Here is a 26,449-nt window from a genome sequence, read left to right as displayed (position 1 = left end):
AAATCCTGGTTATTACTAATTTTTACAATCGTTAAAGAGCCTGTTAGAAACTGGCGTTTACTGAAAATCCAAACTGCCTGAAATAAGGCACACCGCCGTTCTCAATAAAGGCGCCGCTGCTGGTTGAGCTCAGGTTATCCGGGTTTACATTATCCGGCGCGCTGTTATACAGGAAGAACAGGTTACGGCCTATCAGCGAAAGGCGCAGGCTATTCATCTTTAATCTGCTGGCTATGCCAACGGGCAGGTCATAACTAATGGACAGCTCACGCATAGATACCCATGAAGATTCAAACATGCTGGCAGATCTGATACCGCTGCCCCAGCCATAGGTACGATCATAATAATCAGAGGCGGCTACGGGTTTTACATATTTTTTCTCGTAGGCATCAGCTACAGTCATACCGGAAACATCGTGCTCCTGGCCGTCAGCGCTCACATCTGCACCTATTATAGTGCCGGGTGCAAATACGCCTACCGGTAAAATACCATCATGGCGTTCAGCTTTCAAACCGTTGTAGTCTGCAGTACCGGTATAGCTTAAACCTCCAAGGTCCGCGGTACGGCCGGCCAGTGTATGTTTCAGCATACCGTACTGTGACCCGTAACCATAAGTGTTGGAATATATATCACCGCCAAACTTCGCATCCAGGAAAATGCTTACAGCCAGTCTTTTATAGTTAAAGGTGTTGCGGATACTGCCCAGGAAGTCAGGCATGGTAGACCCTACAACCGGATCAGATTCCTTACCTACTGTGGGGTTATAAGTACCGGCCCTCAGGTAATAGATCACCGGTGCGCCAAATTCGCCGCCGGTTGCATTAAAGCCTACCACCGGCATGCCGTTCAGGCCACTTTGCACATTAGCGCCATTACCATCTTTTGCCTGGTAAGAAGCGTAGTGATAATTAGCGCGGATAGCACCATAATCGCCACCCAGGTTAGCCACAGAGTAAATACCATCTCCACCGTCCAGCAGCGCAGCCTTAGAATTAAATGGTAAGGAAAGAATGGTATTCCTGTTGCGGGTATAGTTGAACATTACATCCCATGAGAAATTTCCTTTTTTGTAAGGTGTTCCATACAGGGTAAGCTCTATACCGCGGTTCCTTACTTTACCACCATTGATCAATGCACTTACAACACCTGATTCACGCGGTACAGTGAAGTCCTGGATCTGGTTCTTTGAATCCTGCTGGTACCAGGTAACATCACCTCCCAGCCTGTTATTGAACAGCTTAAACTCAACACCAGCCTCGATCTTGGCATTACGTACCGGTTTCAGGTTCTGGTTGGGCAATGAGTTGCCAAGAATACCATACCTGAGCACATCGGCCCCGCTGGCATCTTTGTACAAGCCATAAGCAGTGTAAGAACCGGTATTGGTTTTATAGGGTGATGTACCACCACCTGCCTGCACATACGAAACGCGCAGCTTACCAAAGTCAAATCCCTTGGGCATTTTAACCAGGTCAGAAAACACAAAGGCCAGATCCGCACCGGGATAGAAGTAGGAATAGTTACCATGACCATCATTGTATACCAGCGTACTGTTCCAGTCATTACGGCCATACACGTTCAGGGTCAGATAGTCTCTGAAACCAACGCTGGCCTGGTAAAACAGGGAAGCCATTTGCAGGTCATTCGGTTTTCCTTCGTCGATACGGGGTCTTTCTTTAGAGTTGGAAAGACGGAAAAGGTCCGGTATAATAAGGCCATTTGTTTCTGCGTAATAACCTACCTGCTTGGATTGATTGAGCTCTCCACCACCTTGTACCAGCAGGTCAAAGTCGTTCACTTTCTTAATATAGCTCAGGCTTCCACGGTAACGGTATTGCCTTACACTATTATTGTTAACCTTATATTGACCGCCGCTAAAACCGGGGTCTGTACCCCTTATCTTGGCAGTGTAATTTGTTTCAAATGCATTGATAGAAGCGCTTCCATCAAAACGAAGCCAGTTGGTAAGGTCCGCTCTCAGGTTCACACTTCCCCTGAAGTTATTTTCCTTTTGCTGGTAGTGGTTCTGGTAAATGAACCAGAAAGCGTTGGAGGCGCCGGAGATATCCCTTGGTGATATGCCGCCGTTTTCCGTATCAGCATAGTTATGCATCCAGTAATTAATATCGTAGTTACGCGGTACGCCATAGCTGGTTGCGTACAATACGCTATTAGCGCCCTGCAAAGCGGGGTTTTCGGTGCCGCTTTGCGTATAGGAAGTATTCACATCCAGCAACACTGATTTTATAGGACGGTGTGTGGCTCTGAAGCTAAAGCTGTTCCTGTCCAGGTTATTGTTGGGCGTTGCAGACGATGATCCCAGGTTGGAGTAAGAAAAACGGAAAGTAGTTTTATCATTACCACCGGAAATACCAATGTTAGTATTACGGGTAATGCCTGTTTTATACAGCGCCAGCGGATCATTTGCGCCCGGATTATTGGCGCGGTACTGGCCGGTGATATCTTTAAACATCTGCCCTTTCATTTCAGGGCCAAAGCTGGCATAGTAATAGGTTTGATCGGTTTCCAGTGTATCATTGGCACCTTTTATCCAATCGTCCACATGTATACCTGCGCCAAACCGGTTCTGCAGATCTACGGTTTTATATGCTCTTTCAAACATAAAAGACTGGGTAAAAGAAACCCCCAAACCTCTCTGTGAGAAACCCTTTTTTGTTTTGATGAGGATCACGCCGTTGGATGCGCGGCTGCCGTACAATGCAGTAACAGCGCCACCTTTTAACACGGAAATAGATTCAATGTCGTCGGGGTTAATGTCTTTCAGGATGTTCCCGAAATCCTGCTCACCACCACGGTTGGGAAGGATTACCTGGTCGTCCATCACAATATCATCTACCACTACCAGCGGCTGGTTACCATATGGATCCAGGCTGGCGCTACCCCTGATCTGGAAGCGGGTAGAAGCCTGCGGGCCACCCACATTGGGAGTAACCTGCAAACCAGGCACCATACCCTGTAAGGCGGAAATTGGGTTGGGGCTGGCTGTTCTCCTGATATCGTCACCGGAAACCTGGGTAACGGAATATCCGAGGCTTCGTTTAGCCCTGCTTTCACCAAAGCCCGTAACCACTACTTCATTTAGTCCTTTTGTGTCCTGGTTAATAGTAACGTTAACGGTTGAACTGTTACCTACCGCTACCTCCCTGGTAGCATAGCCGATTGATGAAATGATCAGTGTAGCTGAGGGGGCTACCGAAAAGTGATAGTATCCACGTTCATCGGTAAAGGTGCTGTTCCTGGTACCTTTTTCAATTACAGTAGCGCCTATCACTACTGCAGACTTGTCGTCCACAATGGTTCCGCTAATTGATTTTTTGTCCTGGGCGAGGAGCGATGTGCCGGCAAATAGCAGCAGCATCACCATGACAAAGGCATGAGATTTTCGCATTGCGCTTAATTTTAGATTTGGTTTGATAAATGCTATTCAATATTGGTTGATATTCAACAACTTATAGACCGTGATTTGCTACAATTGTCCCTCTCATAAGTATAGATCTGTTCACTGGCTCTGATAAGATTGCGTAATAATAAACGGTATAGTCCTATTGCTCTAATTCAACGTGGTAATTCAAAAGTATAGAAATCTTTTTAAAAAAAATAAAAAGTATAAAATTTATTTTAGATAGTTAGAGGTTCTTTATATAGTATTATATTTCAAATTAATTAAATTTATAAAGTAGGGGTAGCATAGAATCACATTTGTTGTCGAAAAGGATTCACCGGTTGGTTGCGGTTAAGGGTGAGGTTGAGGTTGAGGTTGAGGTTGGGACTGAGACTGATGAATGAGGGTTGAGGAGTGAGGGTTGAAGTCGAGGTTGAAGACTGAGGCTGAGGATTGATGGCTAAGGGTTGTGGTTGAGGAATGAGGTCTAAGGGTTGCGGCTGAGAGTTTTGGCTGAGGACTAAGGATGAGGATTGAGGATGAGGAGTTGAGGAATGATAGTTGAGGTCGGGGTTGAAAACTGAGGGCTGAGGTTAGGACTGCCCAGCAGGACATTATATTGCGGGGTATGATCTGTGGAAAAGACCTTTTTAACTGGCTGTATTTTTTCAGGGAACGTTCCGGCGTTTCCGTTGTAAAGGGCTTTAAAATATAGTCGATCCCGTTAGCCTTAAAGGCATCCGGCGTATGTTCATCATAAGCCATACAAAAGATCACCGGTGCTGAAACTGGTTGGGCCAGGCATATGGAAATTCACCGAAGCGGACAAAATTAGTTCTGAACTTCCGGCTCAAAGTATTAACAGACCGGAGCAGGCATGTTATTCATCTTTTATCCATGCTAAGCGTTTTTACCATGCTGATATAAGACACCAGCAACACGGCTTCTAAAAACAATGGCGCCAATACATTCCCGATAGGATCCCCTACAATGGCGTGCGAAGTGGCCGCACTCACAAATAGAACCGTAAAACCGGCATAGGCCCATTCTTTGAACCGGGTGTACTTTGGCATGCTTAAAATAATTATACCAATTAGTTTCCCTGAACCGATCATAATAGGGAGGTAATCCGGGTATCCAAGATGTTTTACCGGTTTAGCCACAAACTCCATCCGGGTAATATCCGTAATGGCTGTTAAGAAAATAATTACCAGGAAAATGACCGTAGTAATGCGATAAGTTAATTTCATAATTATAAATTTGGTTGCTATAACCGGTTTTAATAAGTGCTGGCAAAAGTACCAACAGGTTAAGGATCAAAAAATATGGCACCTTAAAGTGCGTTACACACCCGCAGGTATGTAATAGTGAAAATCAAAAAGTTAACATGAGAATTTTTTCTAAAAATGCTGAAAGTGTAGACTTCTGCCCGGTAAGGGATGTATTCGGCCGTATTGGCGATAAATGGGCAGTTTTAGTGATGCTCACACTTGGGCAAACAGGAAGCCCGCTGCGTTATCACCAGCTGCAGGAGGCCATTGGAGATATATCGCAAAAAATGCTGACCGCTACCCTGAAGAATTTACTGGAAGATGGACTCATCTCCCGGCAAATGTATCCTGAAGTTCCTCCCCGGGTAGATTATTCATTAACCACTGCCGGCCAAAGCTTACTGCCGCATTTGTATAACCTGGCGCAATGGGCCAATGAGCATATGCGGCCTGCAAAACAGAACGGTGCAATAAAATAATATCCGCACGGTATAAAGGCATGCAACTTTTTCCAGGGCTGGCCGTCATTGTATATAATAAGCCACTGCGTACCATGAAAATATATTATACCCTGTTGCTGCTTGTAAGCAGCTTGCCCGGTATTGCGCAAAATACCCCTGATACCCTTTCCGCAAAAATTGATTCCCTGTTTAACACCTATGCCCGTACCGGCCGTCCCGGGGTGGCTGCTTTAATTGTAAAGGATGGAAGAACCGTATTTGAAAAAGGCTATGGAATGGCCAACCTGGAATACGATATCCCCATTACGCCCACAACGGTTTTTGATCTTGCTTCTGTATCAAAACAATTTACCGGTTTTGCCATTTCAACTTTGATACAGGAAGGCAAAATATCACCGGATGATGATATCCATAAATACCTGCCTGATGTACCGCAATTTGGTAAAACAATCACCATCCGCCATCTGATCCATCATACCAGCGGATTAAGGGATTGGCCCGCCACCCTGCATGCGGCCGGCTGGCGCTGGGATGAGAGCTTCCGCTATGAGGATATTATGCGAATGGTGAAGCAGCAGCGGGAGCTGGATTTTGAGCCAGGCTCGCAATATTCCTATTCCAATACCGGTTATAACCTGCTGGCAGCTATTGTAGCCAAAGTAAGCGGCACCCCATTCCCGGAATGGATCGATGCGCACATCTTTAAACCATTGAACATGCACGCATCCCTGGTGCAAGACGATTATTCAATGGTGATCAGCCATGTGGCCAGCTCATATTATGCGAACGATCAAATACTTTAAGAGTAACGATGCGCTTACGGCCTTAGGCTCCAGCTCAATATTCTCCACGGCTGAAGATCTGTCTAAATGGGTCATTCATTTTCAGCAGGCGCTTGAGCAAAAAGATCCCATATATCTAAGGATGATAGAAACAGACACACTCAATAATAAACAAAAGATTGATTATGCCTATGGCCTGGAAGTGAGCCGGCGTAACGGTATAACAAACATTGCGCATGATGGCGGCTGGGCAGGCTTCCGTACCATTATTTCCAATTTCCCGGATCAAAAGCTGGCGGTCATCCTGCTCAGTAACGACGGTAATTTTGACGTTTACACAAATGCAAATACCCTTGCCGGGCTTTTCTTAAAAGATAAGGTCAGCCCCGGCCCGAAGCGTGAAGACCTTAGCAACCTGCCCAACGTTGCTGTTGATACCCTGTTATTGAAAAAATATATCGGCAGCTACCAGCTAGGCCCTGGCTGGTATGTAACTTTTACATTGGAGAACGGCCGTATAATGGTACAGGCAAACGGCGAAGATAAGTTCCCCACCGATCTGAAATCTGATACTGTATTATGGGTGCCGGCCTACAATTCATCTGTTACTTTCAGGGAAATAAAAGAGAAAGCAGGCGCATTAAAATACCGGGGTATTATTGCCCCAAGAGTGATGCCTGTTAAAATTACCCCTTCACAGCTGAATCAATATGCCGGCACCTATTACAGCAAAGAGCTGGAAACCGCCTACCGGCTTTCTGTAAAAGATGGTAAGCTGGTTGCGCATCATATACGCTTAGGTGATTTTACTTTTGAGCCGGACCTGGTTGATGCCGGGAAATTCAGCAGCTACAACGGCATTATTAATTTCCTGACAAACACACCAAAAAAGATAAACGGTTTCAGGCTTACCAACGGAAGAATAAAAAATATACTTTTTGAGAAACAGCAGTAGTAGGGCTTACTGGCCCACCTGCCTATGCCGTTACCGCACAAAGCTCCCTTACCTTTTGCGCTATATGCTCTGCATCTATGCCTGCATCATGCAGCAGCTCATCTTTTGTACCGGATTGTGAAATGTCAGGCACTGCCATTTTAATGATATGCGCGCCGGTATCTGACAGGGCTGCTGCAGCAAAATCGCCCATGCCCCCATGTTCAAAATGGTCTTCTACCGTTACCAGTAAATTTTGTTTGGTGGCATGCACACTTTCGTTCAATGCAGCGGCGTCTATGGGATGTATGGAATAGCAATCCAGCACCCGTATATGAATGTTCTCTTTTTCAAGCTCGTCTGCAGCTTTAAGCGCTTCAAATACTGTAATACCGGTGGCGGCCACAGTTAGCTCATCATGATCCGAATGACGCAAAAGTTTGGAGCCGCCGATCTCAAAATGTTCATCTTTACTGTATAGCAAAGCTGTTTTAGGCCTTAAAGTACGCATGTAAACAATGCCGGTATGGGCGGCCATTTCCTGCACCAGGCTTGCTGTACACCAGGCATCCGCAGGCTGTAATACAACAGCGCCTGGCAATGCGCCAAACATCGCAATGTCTTCCAGCGCCATCTGCGAAGGGCCATCCTCCCCTATGGAAACGCCCACATGGGAACCTGCAAATTTGACATTGGCTTCAGATACCCGTGCCATCCGTATCTGGTCCGCAGCCCTGGTAAAAAATGCGCCGAAAGTGGCGGCAAAAGGTACCCGGCCCAACCTGGACAAACCTACAGCCACGGATACCATATTCTGTTCTGCGATGTAGCATTCAATGAAACGATCCGGTGTTTTCTTTTTTACATCTTCTGTGAAGGTGGAATTCATTACATCTCCGTCCAGCACATAAAGGTTTTTGTTCTGCTCCACAAGTGATGCCAATACTTCCCCAAACACTTCCCGCGTTGCGTACTCCTTGCCGTTCTCAAAACTGGTTGCTACCCGGTATTTTACATCTGTATTTGCCGGCATTAATTTCCCGGAAGGCTTTTTTAACGCAAACCGCGCCTGGTCATCCACATCCCCCAATTCCGCCAGCGCTTTCTGAAGCTCATCTTTCTTCAGCGCTTTGCCATGCCAGCCGTCTTTATCTTCCAGGAAAGAAATACCTTTCCCCTTAATTGTTTTTGCTACAATGGCGGTGGGCTTGCCGTTCTTATTATTTACCGCTTTTTCAAATGCCCGGTCAATCTCTTCATAATTGTGGCCATCTATAGCTATTACTTCAAAACCAAATGCCTTAAAGCGGTTCACATATTCTTCTATCTGATGGCCGAACATAGTAGGCTGGCTTTGCGCAAGGCGGTTAATATCCAGGATGGCCACCAGGTTATCCAGCTTTTCATGCGTGGCAAAATTGGCCGCTTCCCAGATCTGTCCTTCAGCCAGCTCACCATCACCGGTAAGTACAAAAGTTTTGGATGAAAGGCCTTCCCTTTTGGCTGCTAACGCAAGCCCCGCCCCTACTGATAAACCCTGGCCCAGGGAACCGGTAGCTGCCTCTGCGTAGGCAAATTTAGGCACAGGATGCCCCTGGAACCGGCTGCCGAATTTGCGCAATGTTTTCAGCTCATCCAGCGGATAGGCGCCGGCCACACCAAAAAAGGCATATAGCAAAGGAGCTGCATGGCCCTTTGAAAGCACAAACCGGTCGTTGTAATTATTCAGCGGATCTGCAATATCATAAGTGAAATATTTCTCAAACAGCACTGCGGTAAGGTCCGCCGCAGAAAGGCAGGAGGTGGGATGTCCTGAAGTAGCCTCTGTAGTGGAGATCAGCGACCACTTACGCAACAGATCGGCTTTGTTCTTAAACGCTGCAAACTCTTTCATATGATTATGATTTTAGGTATTAATACACGAGGTTGGTTACGATATCAATCTGAATGTGCCGCAATTATTAAGCCTTCTTAAAAACGGTACGGTTTTTTTGCGCCTTAATAGTAAGTGTGGAAATATCTACACGTAAGCGTTTTCACCCAAAACTCAATAATTATGATCAGGAAATTAAAATCAGGGCAATACAGATTATACTCTGTTAAGAAAGATCCCAAAACGCACAAGCGCCGTAATCTTGGTACATTTGATTCCCTTGCAGCAGCTAAAAAACATGAGCAGGAGGTACAGTATTTTAAACGGCATTAAGGGAGATAGCTGTAAATGACAATGGCCAGATACCCGTGAACCGGCCAAAATAAAAAAAGCCTGCAAAAGCTTGCAGGCTTTATGCCGGTACTGTAAACCGGATTAATAATCCATTCCGCCCATGCCAGGTGCGGCCATCGCGGCGGGCTGCTCTTTTTTGGGCTTATCTGCCACCACACATTCTGTGGTAAGCAGCATACCTGCAATAGAAGCGGCATTTTCGATCGCAATTCTGGTAACCTTTGTAGGATCAATTACGCCGGCTTCAAAGAGGTTCTCATATTGCTCCGTACGTGCGTTAAAGCCATAATCCGCTTTCCCTTCCCGGATCTTTCCTATAACTACGCTTCCCTCCAGGCCGCAGTTGTACACAATTTGCCGTAACGGCTCTTCCACGGAGCGTTTAACAATGGCGATACCTGTGGATTCATCATCGTTGGCGCCTTGTAATTCACTTAACTTTTCAACTGCCCTGATGTAAGCTACCCCACCGCCGGGCACAATACCTTCCTGCACGGCCGCACGGGTTGCATGCAACGCATCGTCCACCCGGTCTTTCTTCTCTTTCATCTCAACTTCAGTGGCGGCGCCTACATATAGCACGGCAACACCTCCGCTCAGCTTAGCAAGCCTTTCCTGCAATTTTTCGCGGTCATAGTCAGAAGTAGTGCTTTCAATCTGTGCTTTTATCTGGCTAATCCTTCCGGCAATTGCATCTTTATCCCCGTATCCACCAACAATGGTTGTATTGTCCTTATCTATGGTCACCGATTCACAGCTTCCCAGGGATGTCAGATCAGCATTTTCCAGCTTATATCCCTGTTCTTCACTGATCAGCGTTCCGTTAGTTAGTACAGCAATGTCCTGGAGCATTTCCCTGCGTCGGTCGCCAAAACCCGGAGCCTTAACAGCAGCCACTTTAAGGGTACCCCTTATTTTGTTTACCACTAATGTGGCCAGGGCTTCCCCTTCAAGGTCTTCAGCAATAATAAGCAGGGGCCTTCCTGTCTGTGCAGTCTTTTCGAGGATGGTGATCAGCTCCTTCATCGTTGACAGCTTTTTGTCATAGATCAGGATGTAAGGTTTTTCCAGCACCACCTGCATCTTTTCGCTGTTTGTCACAAAGTAAGGAGATATATAACCGCGGTCGAACTGCATACCTTCAACTACTTCAACGGTAGTTCCGGTTCCCTTTGCCTCCTCGACTGTTATTACGCCTTCTGTTCCTACTTTTGCAAATGCTTCAGCAATCAGCTTGCCGATCGTATCGTCATTGTTGGCTGAAATGGTGGCCACCTGACGGATCTTTTGCACATCACTTCCAACAAACCTTGATTGTTCTTTTAAGTTTTGCACAATGGATTCCACCGCTTTATCCATCCCTCTTTTCAGGTCCATTGGGTTAGCACCAGCAGCCACGTTCCTGAGTCCTTCATTAATCATTGCCTGCGCCAGCACCGTAGCCGTTGTAGTGCCGTCTCCTGCAATGTCGGCGGTTTTGGAAGCCACTTCCTTTACCATCTGAGCACCCATATTTTCAATGGGATCTTCCAGCTCAATTTCCTTTGCCACACTAACGCCGTCCTTTGTAATAGCAGGGGCACCAAATTTCTTCTCCAATACAACATTACGGCCCTGTGGACCGAGTGTTACCTTAACAGCGTTGGCTAAAACATCAACGCCTTTCTTCATTTTGTTTCTTGCATCCAGCTCAAAGAAAAGTTGCTTTGACATACCTGTTTTTTTTACTGTCCACAAATGATTTGTAGTTGAATAGCTGATAACCCAGCCTTAGAGGATGGCTAAAATATCAGCTTCCCGCATGATCAGCAGATCTTCTCCATTTAATTGCAGCTCTGTACCTGCATATTTACCGTATAACACGGTATCTCCTGATTTAACGCTCAACGGCTCATCTTTTTTCCCCGGGCCGGCGGCTACAATAGTGCCACGCTGAGGTTTCTCTTTTGCGGTGTCCGGAATAATGATACCACCGGTTGTTTTTTCTTCGGCGGGTACCGGGCGAACAATGACCCGGTCATGAAGTGGCTGTGCTTGAAAATTGGTTACCATAACATTGAAATTGCATTGATTAAAAACAATATCATATAGCTGGTTATATCATCGCAGCGGCGGCCGCAACTGCTTTTTTTGCACCTCACAAGCGTTATGCCAGCGGCAAAAAATTACATTTTGTCACTGTCCGTATTGAAAAATTGACACTCCCGGATACTCAAAAATTTTACAAAGAAAAAGACTACAGCACAATTGAAGGATCTTTCCTGCTACCGGAAGCAATGCCAAATTTTCAGGGAAATGCCATGGCATTGGTATTGTCTGCTGCTAAAAAAGTCTGCTTCTCATGCACAATATACTTTTACCGGTTTGTGTTCTTTGCCTGGTTATTCTGCTGCTGATCGTGGTACTAAAAAAGGCGCGGCAGCCATACATGGTTGCTTACATCCTGGCAGGCATTGTACTTGGACCTAATATTACCGGTGTGTTTTCCAGCCCGGATACTGTTGAGGGCCTGGGCGAAATTGGCATTTTACTGCTCATGTTCTTCCTTGGAATGGAAAATGAAATACCAAACAGGAAAAGCCTGCTGTTTGTACCTGTTATCGCCCAGATTGTAAAAACCATCGTTAGTTTTCTATTGGTATACCTGGTCGGCCGTATTTTCGCATGGCCCTTAACTACCGTGGCATTGTTCACTGTACTGCTTATCTTCAATAGCACGGCCGTAGTCAGTGGTTTTCTTAAAAGCAACGGAGAAATACGCAGCTTAACCGGTAAAACTGTTTTAAATATCCTGCTGCTACAGGATGTATTACTGGCGCCGGTTTTAACCTTCTTTCAATTAATAGGACCTCAAAAAACGGATCCTGTTAAGCTCATTGTTTCAGTAATAGCCTGTATTGCCCTCTTCTTCTTACTTAGGTCGGTCAGGAACCGGAACTTTTTTGCAAGCCCGGTTGCGGGCCTGGAAAACGACCATGAGCTACAGGTGTTTACCGCTGCATGTATTTGCCTGGGACTGGCTTTGATTGTTTCCCTGATGGGGTTAACCGCATCCATTGGCAGCTTTGCTGCAGGAATTTTTATAGGGCGGGTTAAGGGATTTCACTGGCTGGAGCATACGCTGGGACCTTTCAAAGTATTTTTTACAGCCCTGTTCTTTGTTTCAGTGGGCATCCGTTTTGATGTGATCTACCTGGTTCATAACTGGACCTTCATTGCGGCAATTACCGTTGTGATTATGCTTGTTAACAGCGTGCTGTCGGCAGGCATTTTTCACATGCTCAGATTTCCCATCCGTAAAAGCATTTATGCCGGGGCGCTATTATCCCAGACCGGCGAATTTGGTATCCTTGCCTGCTCACTGGCCTATCAAATGCACATTATACCCTTTAATATTTTTAAAGCCTGTATAGCCGTTACTGCACTTTCATTACTGTTATCAAGTGTATGGATATCAGTGGTTAAAAAGTACGTTTATAAAGGGCAGGATACTGACAGGCGAATACTACAAAACATGGCCGCCTGATCTCATTGATTTCACATGATAACTTACAAAAAAGTTTATTTACATTAGCAGGTGCTCTCGTTAATCTAATACCTATTGTTCAATGAAAACCAGATCTTTATCCGGGTCGCTTTGCGCCCGCGCGGCCTTGCTGTTTATTGTAGTCATCTTAACCGGGAGCAAAGTACAGGCCCAAACTACCGTCCCCTTCACATTGTACAACAACTCAGCGTATGCTGATGGCAATGTGTACGTAGCTGTTGTAGGCATCATCAACGACAATCATGTATGGATTGACCCCAAAACCGGTGCGGTCAACCTGATGAATGTATCGAACAACACCGTGCCCGGGCCGGTGATCAACGGCAACCAGGGACCAGGCGGAAATGGCCGGTATGCTAACTGTTTTGCTAAGCTGAGTGAGATCCCTAATAAGGTCATCAACATTCCCGGTATTGCAGGATGCCGCATCCTGATTTCCTTCAACTCACAGCTGTATCTCTATTTCTTCGGCGCATCCGGTTCGCCAAGCGGTTATGCAGCGCCTAATCTTGCCAATCCCACGGATCCTAACCAGGGCATCCGGTTTGAAACGATTGAGCTTACAAATGCATCCAACGGCCTTTGGGTGAACACGACCCGCGTGGACAGCTACCAGTATCCCATGGGCCTTGAAGTGTGGGGCAATGGCGGTTTTTACCAAAAGGTTGGAGAGCTCCTCCCTCACAGCCAGATCCTTTCACAATGGCAATCTACCGCACCTGCCGACTTTGCCGGCTGTTATGATGCTGCCAATGGCATCATCAAGTTCCCTTCAAAAACAGCGGCCTTTCAAAGCGGTGCACAGGCCAATTATTTTGGTTCTTACATTGATGCCATCTGGTCCAAGTACCAAAACGGCAACCTGGTTTTCAACGCAGGCGATGCAGGTACCTGGAGCGGCCGTGTATCCGGAAACGTATTCACATTCACCAGGACTTCTGACGGACAGGTAGGCACCATCTCACGCAAACCCACCAATCTGGAAGCAATGGAAGGCAGCGGGGTGATGGCCACCGGCGGACAATGGGATAAAGTGGTGCAGGCGCAGATCTGCGCTGCCATTAACCGCCACGCCATTGATCTTACGCTGGCCACTGGCGCTACGCAGGACTTTTCCTCAGCATCCAAATACTACCAGACTTCGCCTTACAACTGGTATTGCAAATTCTGGCACCGCAGCGATATCAGCCTTAACAGCCTGACCTACGCTTTTTGCTACGACGATGTATTTAACCATTCGTCCACCATCAATGCTACCTCTCCCCTGCGCACCACTATTACCATAGGCGGTTTTTCAGGGATCACGGCAAGCGGTGCAGCCATAGCCTATAAGGATTGCAACTATACCGGTTATGCCGTAGGCCTCAGCCCCGGCACCTATACCCTTAGCCAGCTGAATGCGCTGGGCATTCTTAATGATGATATTTCCTCCATAAAGGTGACCTCAGGGTATAAGGTTACACTGTACAAGCACGATAATTTCGGCGGATCAACCCTTGTATTGACAGCGGACGACAATTGCCTTGTTGATAATAACATGAACGATTCAACCAGCTCGCTGAAAATAGAATCAAATACAAATACCTCCTCGATCGTTGTGCAGGCAGAAGATTATAACTATATGTCCGGCGTAGCCACTGAAGCAACTACGGATGCAGGCGGCGGACTGGATGTAGGATGGATAGAGGCCGGCGATTGGATGTCCTATAATGTAACCATTCCAGCAACAGGTACCTACCGGGTAGATTACCGGGTGGCCAGCCCTAACGCCAACACCACCCTGCGATTGGAAAAGGATGCCGGCGCCACACAGCTGGGTACCGTTACCATACCCAATACCGGCGGATGGCAGAACTGGGGCAATGTTTCACATACCGTAACCTTACCTGCAGGCACCTATAGCATAGGTATTGCCACAGCTACCGGCGGATTTAATCTCAATTATCTTACCATTACCGGTGTTGCATCAGCTGCCAGGATGGCCGTGCAAACAGTAAAAACGGAAGATGGTAATACCGCCGTTACACTGTCGCCCAACCCTGTGACGGAGCAATTACACCTTCGTAACAATGATAAGGTTAGAGCGCTTAGCATTTATGATATAAGCGGGCACCAGGTTATGAAAGTTAAAAGCCCGGGGAATACTATTTCAGTATCCTCACTCACACCCGGTGTATATATTATTACTATAGACCGTAAAGATGGTGTGCAAAAACAGGTTAAGATCCTGAAACAATAAGTAATATTAACTTATAATAAAGGAACCCGCTTAATAAGCGGGTTTTCTTTTTTCCATAAACCCATCTTTCCAAAAAGAAGCTGTAGCCGCACAACAGACTAAGATCGCATCCCACCGAACTGTCCATTTAATTGCTCATTTAATAGAGCCCATCATTAACCAAATTCAACCTTAATGTGGAAAATGCCTCCGCGCCGTATATGGATTATAATTTGTATACAGCTCTATAGGCTATATCAATCTGTAATAACATCCATGTTTTACCATGCAAAAAAAACGCTGCGTAATACGCGTGCATCCGGACCTGATCCGGCTTTGGCCGTTTTACTGCTTAAACGGTCTGGCGGCGCCAATGTTAGTCAGCTTGTATGATGAGAAACTAAAACGACTTAAAATATATGTCATCCGGAATTTCTATTTGGGCGGCCAGCGCTGCAGAACAGCTGGCAAATATTTCAACCGAACCGGTGTATTCAACCACGATAAGCGATTTTCAATTTGAAGTGCATTACATGCAGGATGCCGTATGGCTGGTAGCAAACTGCGCCAACGCTGCCAGGATGGCCTTCCGCATTGCCTATGCACCGGAAAGCATTGTGCTGGAAGAGGTAACCAATATAGAAGGCGGCATAAAAATGGTAATGAGCGCCACCATCGGTACATACCATGCCGCAGTGAGCTTCCCGGAAGAAGGCGCTCCGCTTTTACGTTACACAGTATCTTTCACTCCCGCTGAGGATACGGATATCCCCTTTTGGCCGCGCGACATTGTAATACCGGACAACGGAAGCAGCGAGGGGCATATCCACATCAGGCAGGTGGGTACACGCTCGGGGATTATTTATGCATCCATGGAACGCCCTGCAGCCGGCTCATTTCTGTACCTGCAAAACTTTACAGCGCTGGCCGACTATTGTAACGCAACCGAAACATCTGTGGCAGATACGGTAGGCGGCGAGTGGCCGGAGTTCGGATTTTCCTTACCTCCTACTAAAGATAAACCATTGCCCGCCGGCAGGCAGGTAACCATTTCAGATGCCTTTGTTTGTTTTAGCAATAAGGCGCCAAACGACCAGTTTGAAATTGCCACACAATTTCTGACGCAGCTGGCATCCCTGTACCTGCACCTGCCGAAGCCGGAAACGATCTATCATGATTACCCGGATATCCTGTCAAAATCACTGTATGACCTGGAACACAAAAAGTGCTGCTGGCAGCAGCATAAAGGGCACGCTTATCTAAATGCATACGTGTCGGATTATAATACCCCGCCTGAAATTATGGTGCAGCTGGCAGTGCTGCTGCCTATAAGGGATTACACAGCATGGAGCGGAGACTATCTAAATTTTGGCAATGATATTTATAATAACCTGAAAACCTTCTACAATGAAGAGCTGAAGACCATAATGCGATGGCTGCCGGCACTTGAACACCAGCTGGATGGATCGGAAGAACAGAAGGCGCCAAAAGTAATGGATTCCTGGTACCTGCATCACCCCTTGCTGAACCTGTCAAGAATGGCGCTGGATGGAGATAGTATGGCAAAGGAGCTGCTGATAAATTCCCTTGAATTTGCCATTAAGGTGGCCCATCACTTTAACTATCGCTGGCCGGTATTTTACAATATGGAAACCCTGGAAGTAATAAAAGCCGAAACCCAGCCAGGGATGGGAGGCGAAAAGGATGTTGCCGGCGTATATGCGCTGGTAATGTTACAGGCCTGGGAGCTCACTAAAGAGGAGCGGTATCTTGAGGAAGCAAAAAAAGCTGCGCTCACATTGCAGGATTATGGCTTTGATATATTTTACCAGGGCAACAACACCGCCTTTTCGGCCGGCGCTATGCTGCGGCTGTATAAACAATGTAAAGAGGAAATATATCTTAAGCTGGCTTACCTGTGTATTGCCAACCTGTTCAAGAACGTAGCCCTTTGGCAATGCCGGTATGGCTATGGCAAAAATTTCCCTAACTTCTTTTCATTGTTCCCCCTCAATGATGCACCCTACACCGCGGTATATGAAGAGCAGGAAGGGTTTGCCGCCTTACACGATTTCCTGATGCATGCGCAGGGGCTGGAGCTGCTGCCTGCGGTCAGTTTATTATTACCTGAATTCATACGTTATACCGTACACCGGGCTGCATATTATTACCCGCCCATGTTACCACGGGAAATGCTGGCGGAGGAAACAAAAACAGGCGAACTGGATCCTGCCCTTTGGATAGCCCTGGAAGATATCCATGACGGCTGGGAAAAATCCGGCGGTGTTGGACAGGAGGTATATGGTGCAGGATTAGTTTTTGGGGTGGCGCCCCGGCATTATATGAAGATCCGGGATGAATCCTTTATGGTATTTATTGATTACCCGGTTACGGCAAAGGAACAAAACGGCAAGCAGTTAAAGTTTAAAGTGCTGGGCAGTAAAAAGCTTACCTGCAGCATGTGTATTGTAACTACAAACGGCGCACCGGCGCCGGAACTAAGCATACTGGCAGACAATGAACCGGTAAAAAGTACCGGCTCCCACGAAGGGCGGATCACTTACAGTATACATGGAAGCCAGGAAGTAAACATCACCTGGAAATAAGATCTTAATAAAAAATATAAACTTATGGAATCCTTGCAAACAGCAGCATACAATGAGCAATTAACCGGTGCCGTTACCGGGCGTACAGTGGTTGTAACCGGCGGCACTACCGGCATAGGCCGTGCAACGGCAATTTTACTGGCCAGGCAGGGGGCCGATGTGCTGATCGCAGGCCAGGACCCGCAGCATCTTACAGACACGCTTAACAGCGCCGGCCAGGAAGAGCTGAAGGGAAGTCTTACCGGTATTGTTACCGATCTTTCCGGCGAAGAGGGGATCAATAAACTCTTTAACGAAGCAGATAACCATTTTAAAAAGCTGGATGTGCTGGTAAACTGTGCCGCGCTGGCTTACCAGGGCATTGCAGATGGCAGCTATGCCGACTGGCAGAAAGTGGTGAACACCAATTTGCTTGCATATATGGCCTGTACGCGCCAGGCTATTGACCGTATGCGGCCTAATAAAGAAGGCCATATCATAAACATTGGTTCTATGAGCGCAGATGTGCGGGAAAAGAACAGCTCCGTTTATGTAGCTACCAAGGCAGCCATACAGGGATTCTCCGAAAGTGTGCGCAAAGAGATCAATGAAATGGGCATTAAAGTAACGCTGATAGAACCGGGCGCAGTGGGTACAGATATGCAGCCCGTTAGCGTGCCTGACCAGCAGCAAAAAGAAGAAGATCTTGAAATGCTGAAGGCGGAAGATATTGCGGCCGCTGTGCTCTATACCATTATGCAGCCCAAACGCTGCGATGTAGTGGATATAAAAATACGGCCGCATTTACAGATCATCTAGCGCCCTCAGATGGTGAGGGCTACAAAAACGGCGTGGGTGTGTTCTTTATCCTGCGCCGTTTCAAAGGCTTTATTAATATCGTCTAGTGTAAAGTTGTGTGTGATCAGTTTTTTCGCATTCAGTTTTCCTTTAGCTAATAGCTCCAGGCATATTTCCATTTCGGGGTAAATGTCGCGGAAGGAATAGCTGGCGCTTGGGATCAGCTGGATCTCCGCTTTCTGGATGCGTTGCCAGTCCAGCTCAATGGCGGTTTTGCCGGATTCGAAACCACCCACGATCACCACCTTTCCGCCAATCCTGGTAAAGGTGGTTGCCTGGGGCAGGGTAACCGGCATGGAAGGGCCTCCTGCACACTCAAAGGTAATATCTGCTCCTCTGTTCTTCGTAAATTCCATCACCTCTTTATAGCCATCCTGATTTTTAGTATTCACAACCGCATCTGCACCCAGCTCCTTCGCCAGCTTCAGGGAAGAATCTACAATATCCGTCACTATTACATCCGCGCCACAGGCTTTTGCAAGCTGCACCTGTCCCAGGCCAATGGGCCCGGCGCCAATAACGGCCACCTTATCATTTATTTTTATTCCGCTTAAATTGATAGCATGCAGGCAAACGGAAAAAGTGTCCAGTAAGGTGGCTTCCTCATCGCTCACATGATCCGGCAATTTGTAGAACTTTTCTGCAGGTCCTGCCACATACTGTGCAAAGGCCTGTGAGATTGTTCTCATCCGTACCTTGTACAGGTTCGGGCATAAGTTATATTGCTGCACCCGGCACCAGTCGCAGGTTTCATCGCCAAGCAAGGTTTCCACTACCACGCGGTCGCCGGGCTTCACGTTGGTAACCTCGCTGCCTACTTCTATAACTTCTGCTGCCAGCTCATGACCCATGATCTTAGATTTCAAATCCGGGTCTTCTTTTTTCCAGTGCCGCAGGTCTGTACCGCAAATACCGGCCACCTTTACCCTGGCTAATACCCAGTGGGGATCGGATATCTGGGGCATTGCTACTTCTGCTATTTCAAATTCTCCGCTTTCTGTTTTAAGCGCTGCTTTCATAGTTTCTGCCATAGACTCTTTCGTTTATTATTAAATTAATTATCTTAAAGATGATCATGTTGCCTTGCCTTTGAGTTCCCAATGATCCTTGATCAGCTCACCGTTGCGGTCATATTTTAAGGTGCGTGCATAACGTTCACCTTTTATATTCCCATCCTCCATTTTTTTCCCGATGAATAACAGGATGGCATTCCCTTTTTCATCGGTTTTGAATGACAGGTCATTCCCTTTAAACACCATGTCTACCATTGTAGAGGGCGCATAGAGCTGCCCTAATTTTTTCACAAGAGTCGGACTTAATTTCATACCTGTTTTTTTTAGCGCTGGTGCAACATACGGGCCAACAGAACGATCATATTACTGTGTTCAAAATACCCTTTGTGGAAAGATAACATACCACAAAAAGGGCTGATCTTCTACGTGGAGCTGATCCTGACCTTTAGCAAATTACCGGAAGCTTACACACCCTTTTACCGGTTGCCGGTGTCTTTCGTTTTCCTGCTGCTTTGCATAACTAAATAAACCACTACTGCTATTACTACAAAAACAAGCGCCAGAAGAGGTACTAACATACAAATAGGTTTAACTGTTATTAATCGATGTTCATGGGAGAGCTTTGTCTTTACCTGCATTCCTGCAGAACCCTTTATAATAAACAGAACGCGTAAAATCGTGCCAGTGGATTTAGTTAAGGCAGGGCATAATAATTGTGCTCCTGACAAGTGTATTGATAAGCATCGCCCATGAAAAAAGCGTTATTGTTAACTGCCCTCTTAACCGGTATAACCGTTACTGGTTCAGCTTGTCCTTTCTGCAATAAAGAGATCCTGAAAGGCATCTATGACAGCCAGTTTTATCCTAACCTGCTCACCATGCTGTCAGCCTTTATTGTACTAGCTGTGATCGTGGTTATTTTAGTGACAATAGCCGCAAAAAACCACCGGTCCAGGCTGGCTGCAAACCCTGGTGTGCAAATACTTTCCCCGGTTCCTTTAACCACTGCATCCATGGTTTTAGGCATTGGGCTGGGTGGATTTATGGATGGCATTGTTTTGCACCAGGTACTGCAGGTACATGAAATGCTGTCCAACAAAATTCCCGCTACCACGTATACCGGCAAAAGCATTAACATGTTCTGGGATGGCATCTTCCACTTCTTTTGCATGCTGGTTGTGCTGGCAGGCATTATTTTAATGTGGAAGCTTCTTTCCGGGAAGGGGGACATTGACCGTTCCGGTAAACTCTTTGGTGGCGGCTTATTGCTGGGATGGGGACTCTTTAATATTGTGGAGGGCCTCATTGACCATCAGCTCTTAAAATTGCACAATGTCATAGAATTTTCTGCAAACCATAATACCGGCAACTTTATTTTTTTAGGCGTTTCAGTAATGATGCTGGTCATTGGTTATGTATTGGTGACCCGTAAGCACCAACACCGGTAGGCGGCATCAAACTATGACATCATATTTACTCAAACATAAATTTGTCAGCTATGAACCGAAATTTCTCCGCAGTGTTATTTTTTATCCTGCTATCAGGCATCCTCGCATGTAAGCATGAACCTTTTCCGAGTGGTGGTCACCACCAAAAGCTGGAGCACATTAACTTTATCATCATTGACGGGTAATTTTTCCCGGCATTGACCATGCGCGGTGTTGCATCCCCCAGTCTATCATTGAGTCAAACATCAGCCGCATAGCATAGCCGGAAGGTGTAAGCTCATACTCCACTGATACCGGTAAGCTATCATTCACCTTTCGCTTTACAATGCCGTTAGCCTCCAGGTCACGCAATTCTTTGGACAGCATTCTTGGGTTGATCTTAGGAATGTTTTTCTCCAGCTCACTAAACCGCTGCTTCCCCGGTATCAGCGCCCCAATAATAAACAGCTTCCATTTACCGGTAAATGCATTCAGCGCATCGCCTACAGCAAGCACATATTGTTTCGGGCAGGTTTTCATATTGATCTCCTCATTAGGAACCTCCCGGTGGGAGCGCTTTTCTATTTGTTGCATCATAAAGACCTTTTCAATTTACACGCTATATGGCACTATACTTTAGTATAGTACTTACTATTCTATAGCCAAGGTAGTGTAGTTTTGAAATCTAAACAAACGGGAGTACGCGTTTTAAAGCTGCTGTACCCAGGTCCAGGCATTGCCTCCTGTCCGGCATCAGCTTTAGGTTCTCCATAATGCGAAGAGGTGTTTTAAAACAGTATAACGGGCAAGGTTAAACATAATTACCAATAAAAATTGAAGCATATGATCCTAGTAACTGGCGCGAACGGCCATTTCGGAAAAGCAACGGTTGAATTTTTATTACAGAAAGGTATTCCGGCCGCAAGCATAGGCGCCCTTGTAAGGGAGGAGGCTAAAGGCGCAGCGCTGAAGGCCAGGGGCGTTACCATACTAACCGGCGACTACAATAATTACGCATCGCTGGTCAGCGCCTTTGCCGGCGCGGAAAAAGTTTTGCTGGTGTCAGGCACTGAGCTGGAGCAACGCAGCGCCCAGCAGGAAAATGTTGTGAATGCTGCCAAAGCAGCCGGCGTGCAGCACCTGGTTTATACCAGCGTTGAGCGCAGAACAGATAGCGAAAACTCTCCCCTGTCCATTATACTCTCCTCACATTTTCATACGGAAAAGGTTATTAAAGCCAGCGGTATTCCCTATACAATGCTACGCAATAATATTTACCTGGATATGCTGCCGATGTTCCTGGGACAAACAGTGCTGGAAAAGGGCGTATTTTTCCCGGCAGGTGACGGAGCCGCAGGCTTTGCTTTGCGTAGCGATATGGCGGAAGCAGCGGCCAATATTCTTGCAGGTACGGGCCATGAGAACAAAGACTATCATATTTCAGGGCCGGCCCTCTCCTTTGGCCGTATTGCTGAAATACTCAGTGACATCTCCGGGAAAAAAGTGCCTTACAATAGTCCCGACGGCGAGACCTACATCAAAACAGTAGTGGAAGCGGGTGTACCCGCTCTTTATGCCGGTTTCTTTGCCGGTTTTGGAGAAGCCATCCGGCAGGGAGAGCTCTATCCTGACCATACGGACCTGCCGGCCCTTCTTGGAAGAACGCCCACAGGTGCGGAACAATATTTCCGGCAGGTTTATGGTGCGTAAATGAGATTGATTGATGCCATCAGGCTACAGGCCCCGGAACGTACCGGGGCCTTTTTTTAGTGAGCCCCAGGGAAAAAGTTTGCAATAACAGGGATTTGTAATATTTTTCTTTATCAACTTATGCCTGTATGTTCCTATTCAAAGTTGAAGAAAGATTTATGATACCCGGACGTGGACTTATTTTAGTTCCAGGTCTTCGTGATAAGAAAGCAAATATTAATGACAAGATCACAATTGTACGGCCGGACGGCTCAAGTATGAAAACGACTATTAAAGGAATAACTTTTAATCTTAATCGTGATATTTTAGTAGACAGCAACCTGACAAAGGGGGACGTTCCTATTGGTTCAGAAGTATGGTTAAATCCCTAACGTTATGCCCAAATACCAAATTATATTCCTGATCTTTTTTGCCTGCATACAAAATACTTTCGGGCAATACAAAGATCTTAAAAAGTTCATTCCGGCTGACTTTACAATTTTAGACACTGCTTCCGGCGATCTGAATAAAGATGGTATTAAAGATGTAGTGCTAATTCTTAGAAACAACTATGAAAATTTAAATGCTGACACAGCAAGGCCTTTGCTGCTATTACAGGGCAACGGGGCCGGGCAATACAAATTACTTGCGAGAAATGACCATGTGGTGCTATGCACGGGTTGCGGCGGCGTTCATGGCGATCCTTACCAGGGTATCACCATTAAGAATGGTTACTTTTCAATTGAACATTTGGGAGGAAGTGGCTGGCGGTGGACAAGGATCATTACTTTCAGATTTGACCCAAAAACAGGATCATTCTATTTACACCGGGATGCAGGAAAATCCTGGTTTATATCAGAACCGGATAAAACAACCGGGAATTTGTTCTGCAAAGAAGATTTTGACAAGCTGGCTTTTGATAAATACTCCTACAACAAAGGCTGGTAGCGTACCCTGATCAGTACCTTATTACGTTTACTTTTACCCGTAATAAGTGAATCCCTTTCTCTAATATTGCAGCATGTTAGCGCTTCCCATTACCATACGGATCCCCACTGACCAGGAGCTGGATCACCGGCCTGATATTGATGAGATCCTGCATAAAAGGAGAAAAGCAAATATCCGCGAGGGTTATAAGCTGGAGTTCAACGAGGCCCGGCGTTTGCCTTTCCGGTTCCAGGCCACCATCAATATTGACAATGGCCGTTTATGGCAGCTGTTCCTTGCCCTGGCAGCCACGCTGCCACAGAAAGTAAGCTGCGTATATGGGTTGTATGAAGAGGGCAGTGAAACAACCGCTTTATTGCAGAAAGATTTTGTATTGAATCAGCTGGAAAAATACCGGGAAGAGCTTAGCCAGGAATGCCAGCTTGAGTTTGGATTGCTGTTTCAGACAAAGGAAGTGCTCATTGAATTAGGCGTAAGCGAAAGTAAATACATCCGCTACTGGGGAGTAGAGCTGGAACGCTTTCGCCTGCTGATGCAGTCATTTCACCTGCCCCCTGTTGAAGGACTGGAGTTTATTGATGAATATCCCAAAATAGTAACGCCGTTACGGGAGCTGATCCCCACTGCCAAAGCACCGGAAACGGTTGTTTATTACCTGGATCAGGCTTTTCATATAGACAGAAGGCCGCCGGATGTTTTTTTTGATTAATGAATGTTTTATAGCCACTTAGGCGCCGCAGGATCTCTTTTGCGGTGCTTTTATTTCACCTTGCCACTTTCGCAGGATCTCATCTATAGCTGCCATTTAAAACGAAAGTGTTAATTCCTAAAATAGTAACGCCGTTTAATGAATATTTTAGATATTTAGGGCACTGTTAAAGAGCAATGAACCACATAAAATTCTCCCAATCCTATAATACAGACACGCTTCGCAGCGAGCTGGAAGCGGTTTTAAAAGAAGACTGGCCGCTGCATTTCAATCAGCGGGACTTTAACGGCGACTGGCGAAGTATTTCCCTCCGCTCTGCCAGCGGGGAAAGCAACGACATTTACGCCCATGCAAACAGCACTTACAGCAATACGCCCGTACTTGGCCGTATGCCTTATGTAAACGGCATCTTAGAGGCCTGGCATTGTGAAAAGGAAGCGGCACGCCTGCTGTCACTGGCCCCCGGAAGCCTTATTAAACCGCACCAGGATCCCGGATGCGCGTATCAGGATGGCGTATTCAGGATCCATATTCCCATTATCACTAACCCGGATGTATACTTTACCCTTGAAGAGGAAAAGCTGCACCTGGGCGCAGGCGAATGCTGGTACCTCAATTTCGCCGCCACGCATAGTATCGTTAACGATGGTGATACACCCAGGGTACACCTGGTGATAGACGGCATCCGGAACAGCTGGACCGATAGCCTGTTTGCCGCGCATGGCTACGACCTTTCAGCAGAGCATACACCGAAAAGTTATGATGATGCTACAAAAGCCAGGATAATAGCGGAACTGGAAAACATGAACACCCCTGCTGCCAGGGATTTAATTGCCAGCCTAAAAGCAGGAAAATAATGCAAGCTTCCTTAATCGTAAACTGGATCCCCTTCCGGCTTAGTTATGTCAATCCTGATGAATGGACCCTGAAATGGCTGGACCTTGGAAATGAACGGATGATCAAACCCTTCTTTGATGAAACGATACAGATTTGCCGCTTAAAACAACGGCAAAGGTCGCGGCTGGAAAGCCTGAGCAGCGCTGATTTTTTAGGGGAGGCGTGTAAAGACTTAGCTTCGCTGGAACCCTCCGCATTCATTTTCCATGTTTCCCGCTGCGGCTCTACCCTGTTGTCGCAGGCCTTTTCAGCGCCGGAGGAAAATATTGTGGTTGCAGAAGCTCCCTTGCTGGATGAAATTTTAAGGGCCGATGAAAAGCAGCCGGGGCTCAGTACCACTACCCGGGAAACCTGGTTCCGGTTGGCCCTGAAGCTCATGGGGCAGCAACGTAATTATAAAGAAAGCAACTATATCATTAAGCTGGATAGCTGGCATATTCATTTCTATCACCTGTTGCGGGAATGGTTCCCGCAAACGCCTTTCTTCTTTTTATACCGCAAACCGGATGAGGTGATTGCGTCTCATGATAAACGAAGAGGCATCCATAGCGTTCCGGGAATGGTGAATCACGCCTTGCTTAAAACAGCTCAACCGGCGCATTTTGGAGGCGATTTTAACCGCTATACAGCGCAGGTGCTGGAACAGTATTACATAAAGCTGCAGGAGATCTTCCGCCTGGATCATCCGCACAATTGTTTCTTCGATTTTGCTCATGGCGGAAAAGAAATGGTAACAGCCTTCAGCGCGTTTACCGGCATTCCCGTAAAAGATATGGACCAGGTAAATGACCGCCTGAAATATCACAGCAAATCAGCACAGGAGGTTTTTACACCGGGATCCCATGAAAATAATGAACGCTTCTTTTTTAGTGATTGTCATGCCGCTTATGAGCAGTTAAAACTTCTTAACCTTTAAGCAAATGGGCAATATCATCCAGCTTACCGGTTTATCAGGCTCCGGCAAAACCACGCTCTCCAATGCTTTGTTTGAATGGGGCAACCAGCAGCACGTAAAAGTGAAGGTAATAGACGGTGATGTTTACCGCCAAACGCTTTGCAAAGACCTTGGGTTTAGCAAGGCAGACCGCCTGGAGAATATTTCCCGTTTAGGCACTTATGCAGGATCCATTGCGGCAGACTATGACCTTGTTTGCATAGCAGCCATCAATCCCTATGAGGAAGGAAGGGATAAGCTCCGGCTGAAATACGGGGCTTTATTGATCTGGCTGAAATGCGACCTGAAAACATTGATCAGCAGGGATCCCAAAGGACTTTACCGGAAAGCGCTGCTGCCCAATGACCACCCGGATAAGATCCATAACCTTACCGGCCTGAATGATACCTTTGAAACACCCGCCCTCCCCGACCTTACCCTGGATACGGATCAATTGGATCCGGAGCAAGTGCTTGCACACACCCTCAGCTTCCTGAAACGCAAACAATTGGTATAAATAATAAAGATCAATGCCCACTCATAAGA

24 protein-coding genes are annotated in these 26,449 nt (G+C 46.6%); 16 read left to right on the top strand and 8 right to left on the bottom strand.

All coding sequences use genetic code 11. From position 1 onward, the window contains the following. Window positions 1-43: 43 nt before the first annotated feature. On the bottom strand, window positions 44-3,409 hold the full coding sequence (locus tag BMZ54_RS20130) for a SusC/RagA family TonB-linked outer membrane protein (RefSeq protein ID WP_089916227.1): 3,366 nt from the start codon (window positions 3,407-3,409) through the stop codon (window positions 44-46). Between the two features lie 878 nt (window positions 3,410-4,287). Further along, window positions 4,288-4,653, bottom strand: coding sequence for a DoxX family protein (locus tag BMZ54_RS20125; protein WP_089916224.1), 366 nt, complete (start codon window positions 4,651-4,653; stop codon window positions 4,288-4,290). Between the two features lie 137 nt (window positions 4,654-4,790). Between BMZ54_RS20125 and BMZ54_RS20120 the strand changes: the two genes are divergently transcribed. The 3 genes from BMZ54_RS20120 (at window position 4,791) to BMZ54_RS33485 (ending at window position 6,872) form a co-directional block, all read left to right on the top strand. Further along, a complete protein-coding gene (locus tag BMZ54_RS20120; protein ID WP_089916220.1) occupies window positions 4,791-5,153 on the top strand; it encodes a winged helix-turn-helix transcriptional regulator in 363 nt (120 codons plus the stop codon). A 74-nt stretch (window positions 5,154-5,227) separates the two neighbouring features. Further along, window positions 5,228-5,938, top strand: a complete 711-nt coding sequence (locus BMZ54_RS33490; protein ID WP_162277618.1) for a serine hydrolase domain-containing protein — start codon at window positions 5,228-5,230, stop codon at window positions 5,936-5,938. Continuing rightward, on the top strand, window positions 5,916-6,872 hold the full coding sequence (locus BMZ54_RS33485; RefSeq protein ID WP_162277617.1) for a serine hydrolase: 957 nt from the start codon (window positions 5,916-5,918) through the stop codon (window positions 6,870-6,872). The genes BMZ54_RS33490 and BMZ54_RS33485 overlap by 23 nt, the downstream gene beginning before the upstream one ends. Before the next feature lie 22 nt (window positions 6,873-6,894). Here BMZ54_RS33485 and BMZ54_RS20105 read toward each other — a convergent pair whose 3' ends face one another. Continuing rightward, complete coding sequence (locus BMZ54_RS20105; protein ID WP_089916206.1) at window positions 6,895-8,745, bottom strand: transketolase; 1,851 nt, start codon at window positions 8,743-8,745, stop codon at window positions 6,895-6,897. Window positions 8,746-8,907: 162 nt separating this feature from the next. On the opposite strand from BMZ54_RS20105, the gene BMZ54_RS33180 reads away from it, so the two are divergent. Further along, the gene (locus BMZ54_RS33180; protein WP_202909310.1) at window positions 8,908-9,057 is read left to right on the top strand and encodes a hypothetical protein; all 150 of its coding nucleotides are present in this window, start codon (window positions 8,908-8,910) and stop codon (window positions 9,055-9,057) included. Window positions 9,058-9,159: 102 nt separating this feature from the next. On the opposite strand, the gene groL is transcribed toward BMZ54_RS33180, so the two are convergent. Together groL and BMZ54_RS20090 are read right to left on the bottom strand one after the other, a co-directional pair. After that, window positions 9,160-10,791: a chaperonin GroEL gene (groL, locus tag BMZ54_RS20095; protein ID WP_089916202.1), complete on the bottom strand. Its 1,632-nt coding sequence runs from the start codon at window positions 10,789-10,791 to the stop codon at window positions 9,160-9,162. Between the two features lie 57 nt (window positions 10,792-10,848). Beyond that, window positions 10,849-11,130 carry a co-chaperone GroES gene (locus BMZ54_RS20090; protein WP_089916198.1) on the bottom strand — a complete coding sequence of 94 codons (282 nt, stop codon included), beginning with the start codon at window positions 11,128-11,130 and terminating at the stop codon, window positions 10,849-10,851. Between the two features lie 289 nt (window positions 11,131-11,419). On the opposite strand from BMZ54_RS20090, the gene BMZ54_RS20085 reads away from it, so the two are divergent. The 4 genes from BMZ54_RS20085 (at window position 11,420) to BMZ54_RS20070 (ending at window position 18,247) form a co-directional block, all read left to right on the top strand. Further along, window positions 11,420-12,604: a cation:proton antiporter gene (locus BMZ54_RS20085; protein ID WP_089916195.1), complete on the top strand. Its 1,185-nt coding sequence runs from the start codon at window positions 11,420-11,422 to the stop codon at window positions 12,602-12,604. A gap of 82 nt (window positions 12,605-12,686) precedes the next feature. After that, on the top strand, window positions 12,687-14,864 hold the full coding sequence (locus BMZ54_RS20080; protein WP_089916192.1) for a beta-1,3-glucanase family protein: 2,178 nt from the start codon (window positions 12,687-12,689) through the stop codon (window positions 14,862-14,864). 398 nt (window positions 14,865-15,262) lie between these two features. Then, entirely contained in the window at window positions 15,263-17,449 is a 2,187-nt protein-coding gene (locus BMZ54_RS20075; protein WP_089916187.1) for a hypothetical protein, read from the top strand. A 24-nt stretch (window positions 17,450-17,473) separates the two neighbouring features. Next, window positions 17,474-18,247 carry an SDR family oxidoreductase gene (locus BMZ54_RS20070; protein ID WP_089916183.1) on the top strand — a complete coding sequence of 258 codons (774 nt, stop codon included), beginning with the start codon at window positions 17,474-17,476 and terminating at the stop codon, window positions 18,245-18,247. Window positions 18,248-18,252: 5 nt separating this feature from the next. On the opposite strand, the gene BMZ54_RS20065 is transcribed toward BMZ54_RS20070, so the two are convergent. Continuing rightward, entirely contained in the window at window positions 18,253-19,317 is a 1,065-nt protein-coding gene (locus BMZ54_RS20065; protein ID WP_089916176.1) for a zinc-dependent alcohol dehydrogenase, read from the bottom strand. Between the two features lie 42 nt (window positions 19,318-19,359). Next, on the bottom strand, window positions 19,360-19,611 hold the full coding sequence (locus BMZ54_RS20060) for a hypothetical protein (RefSeq protein WP_089916171.1): 252 nt from the start codon (window positions 19,609-19,611) through the stop codon (window positions 19,360-19,362). Window positions 19,612-20,048: 437 nt separating this feature from the next. On the opposite strand from BMZ54_RS20060, the gene BMZ54_RS20055 reads away from it, so the two are divergent. Next, window positions 20,049-20,747, top strand: coding sequence for a DUF2243 domain-containing protein (locus BMZ54_RS20055; RefSeq protein WP_202909309.1), 699 nt, complete (start codon window positions 20,049-20,051; stop codon window positions 20,745-20,747). Window positions 20,748-20,918: 171 nt separating this feature from the next. Here the strand turns inward: BMZ54_RS20055 and BMZ54_RS20050 are convergent, their stop codons facing one another. Next, complete coding sequence (locus BMZ54_RS20050; RefSeq protein WP_202909308.1) at window positions 20,919-21,323, bottom strand: winged helix-turn-helix transcriptional regulator; 405 nt, start codon at window positions 21,321-21,323, stop codon at window positions 20,919-20,921. Between the two features lie 246 nt (window positions 21,324-21,569). Here BMZ54_RS20050 and BMZ54_RS20045 point away from each other — a divergent pair, with 246 nt between their 5' ends. The 7 genes from BMZ54_RS20045 (at window position 21,570) to BMZ54_RS20015 (ending at window position 26,420) form a co-directional block, all read left to right on the top strand. Beyond that, window positions 21,570-22,436, top strand: coding sequence for an SDR family oxidoreductase (locus tag BMZ54_RS20045; RefSeq protein ID WP_089916166.1), 867 nt, complete (start codon window positions 21,570-21,572; stop codon window positions 22,434-22,436). A 128-nt stretch (window positions 22,437-22,564) separates the two neighbouring features. After that, window positions 22,565-22,807 (top strand): hypothetical protein, encoded by a 243-nt coding sequence (locus BMZ54_RS20040; RefSeq protein WP_089916161.1) that lies wholly within the window; start codon window positions 22,565-22,567, stop codon window positions 22,805-22,807. Between the two features lie 4 nt (window positions 22,808-22,811). After that, the gene (locus BMZ54_RS20035) at window positions 22,812-23,363 is read left to right on the top strand and encodes a hypothetical protein (RefSeq protein ID WP_089916158.1); all 552 of its coding nucleotides are present in this window, start codon (window positions 22,812-22,814) and stop codon (window positions 23,361-23,363) included. 73 nt (window positions 23,364-23,436) lie between these two features. After that, window positions 23,437-24,072 carry a hypothetical protein gene (locus BMZ54_RS20030; protein WP_089916155.1) on the top strand — a complete coding sequence of 212 codons (636 nt, stop codon included), beginning with the start codon at window positions 23,437-23,439 and terminating at the stop codon, window positions 24,070-24,072. A gap of 176 nt (window positions 24,073-24,248) precedes the next feature. After that, window positions 24,249-24,929: an aspartyl/asparaginyl beta-hydroxylase domain-containing protein gene (locus tag BMZ54_RS20025; RefSeq protein ID WP_089916151.1), complete on the top strand. Its 681-nt coding sequence runs from the start codon at window positions 24,249-24,251 to the stop codon at window positions 24,927-24,929. Then, a complete protein-coding gene (locus tag BMZ54_RS20020; protein WP_089916148.1) occupies window positions 24,929-25,885 on the top strand; it encodes a hypothetical protein in 957 nt (318 codons plus the stop codon). The genes BMZ54_RS20025 and BMZ54_RS20020 overlap by 1 nt, the downstream gene beginning before the upstream one ends. Before the next feature lie 4 nt (window positions 25,886-25,889). Then, window positions 25,890-26,420, top strand: coding sequence for an adenylyl-sulfate kinase (locus BMZ54_RS20015; protein WP_089916145.1), 531 nt, complete (start codon window positions 25,890-25,892; stop codon window positions 26,418-26,420). Window positions 26,421-26,449: the final 29 nt, after the last annotated feature.

Origin of the sequence: Chitinophaga rupis, from assembly GCF_900109685.1 — a bacterium.
Classification (GTDB): domain Bacteria; phylum Bacteroidota; class Bacteroidia; order Chitinophagales; family Chitinophagaceae; genus Chitinophaga; species Chitinophaga rupis.
This window is presented reverse-complemented; position numbering and strand designations above follow the sequence as displayed.

Bases quoted from the DNA above. Each gene is read 5' to 3' on its own strand.
- BMZ54_RS20130 (WP_089916227.1), bottom strand. From the start codon at position 3,409: ATGCGAAAATCTCATGCCTTTGTCATGGTGATGCTGCTGCTATTTGCC.
- BMZ54_RS33485 (WP_162277617.1), top strand. From the start codon at position 5,916: ATGCGAACGATCAAATACTTTAAGAGTAACGATGCGCTTACGGCCTTA.
- groL (WP_089916202.1), bottom strand. From the start codon at position 10,791: ATGTCAAAGCAACTTTTCTTTGAGCTGGATGCAAGAAACAAAATGAAG.
- BMZ54_RS20085 (WP_089916195.1), top strand. From the start codon at position 11,420: ATGCACAATATACTTTTACCGGTTTGTGTTCTTTGCCTGGTTATTCTG.
- BMZ54_RS20020 (WP_089916148.1), top strand. From the start codon at position 24,929: ATGCAAGCTTCCTTAATCGTAAACTGGATCCCCTTCCGGCTTAGTTAT.
- BMZ54_RS20025 (WP_089916151.1), top strand. From the start codon at position 24,249: ATGAACCACATAAAATTCTCCCAATCCTATAATACAGACACGCTTCGC.
- BMZ54_RS20105 (WP_089916206.1), bottom strand. From the start codon at position 8,745: ATGAAAGAGTTTGCAGCGTTTAAGAACAAAGCCGATCTGTTGCGTAAG.
- BMZ54_RS20035 (WP_089916158.1), top strand. From the start codon at position 22,812: ATGCCCAAATACCAAATTATATTCCTGATCTTTTTTGCCTGCATACAA.
- BMZ54_RS20090 (WP_089916198.1), bottom strand. From the start codon at position 11,130: ATGGTAACCAATTTTCAAGCACAGCCACTTCATGACCGGGTCATTGTT.
- BMZ54_RS20040 (WP_089916161.1), top strand. From the start codon at position 22,565: ATGTTCCTATTCAAAGTTGAAGAAAGATTTATGATACCCGGACGTGGA.
- BMZ54_RS33490 (WP_162277618.1), top strand. From the start codon at position 5,228: ATGAAAATATATTATACCCTGTTGCTGCTTGTAAGCAGCTTGCCCGGT.
- BMZ54_RS20060 (WP_089916171.1), bottom strand. From the start codon at position 19,611: ATGAAATTAAGTCCGACTCTTGTGAAAAAATTAGGGCAGCTCTATGCG.
- BMZ54_RS20045 (WP_089916166.1), top strand. From the start codon at position 21,570: ATGATCCTAGTAACTGGCGCGAACGGCCATTTCGGAAAAGCAACGGTT.
- BMZ54_RS20120 (WP_089916220.1), top strand. From the start codon at position 4,791: ATGAGAATTTTTTCTAAAAATGCTGAAAGTGTAGACTTCTGCCCGGTA.
- BMZ54_RS20070 (WP_089916183.1), top strand. From the start codon at position 17,474: ATGGAATCCTTGCAAACAGCAGCATACAATGAGCAATTAACCGGTGCC.
- BMZ54_RS20055 (WP_202909309.1), top strand. From the start codon at position 20,049: ATGAAAAAAGCGTTATTGTTAACTGCCCTCTTAACCGGTATAACCGTT.
- BMZ54_RS20015 (WP_089916145.1), top strand. From the start codon at position 25,890: ATGGGCAATATCATCCAGCTTACCGGTTTATCAGGCTCCGGCAAAACC.
- BMZ54_RS20065 (WP_089916176.1), bottom strand. From the start codon at position 19,317: ATGGCAGAAACTATGAAAGCAGCGCTTAAAACAGAAAGCGGAGAATTT.
- BMZ54_RS20080 (WP_089916192.1), top strand. From the start codon at position 12,687: ATGAAAACCAGATCTTTATCCGGGTCGCTTTGCGCCCGCGCGGCCTTG.
- BMZ54_RS33180 (WP_202909310.1), top strand. From the start codon at position 8,908: ATGATCAGGAAATTAAAATCAGGGCAATACAGATTATACTCTGTTAAG.
- BMZ54_RS20030 (WP_089916155.1), top strand. From the start codon at position 23,437: ATGTTAGCGCTTCCCATTACCATACGGATCCCCACTGACCAGGAGCTG.
- BMZ54_RS20050 (WP_202909308.1), bottom strand. From the start codon at position 21,323: ATGATGCAACAAATAGAAAAGCGCTCCCACCGGGAGGTTCCTAATGAG.
- BMZ54_RS20075 (WP_089916187.1), top strand. From the start codon at position 15,263: ATGTCATCCGGAATTTCTATTTGGGCGGCCAGCGCTGCAGAACAGCTG.
- BMZ54_RS20125 (WP_089916224.1), bottom strand. From the start codon at position 4,653: ATGAAATTAACTTATCGCATTACTACGGTCATTTTCCTGGTAATTATT.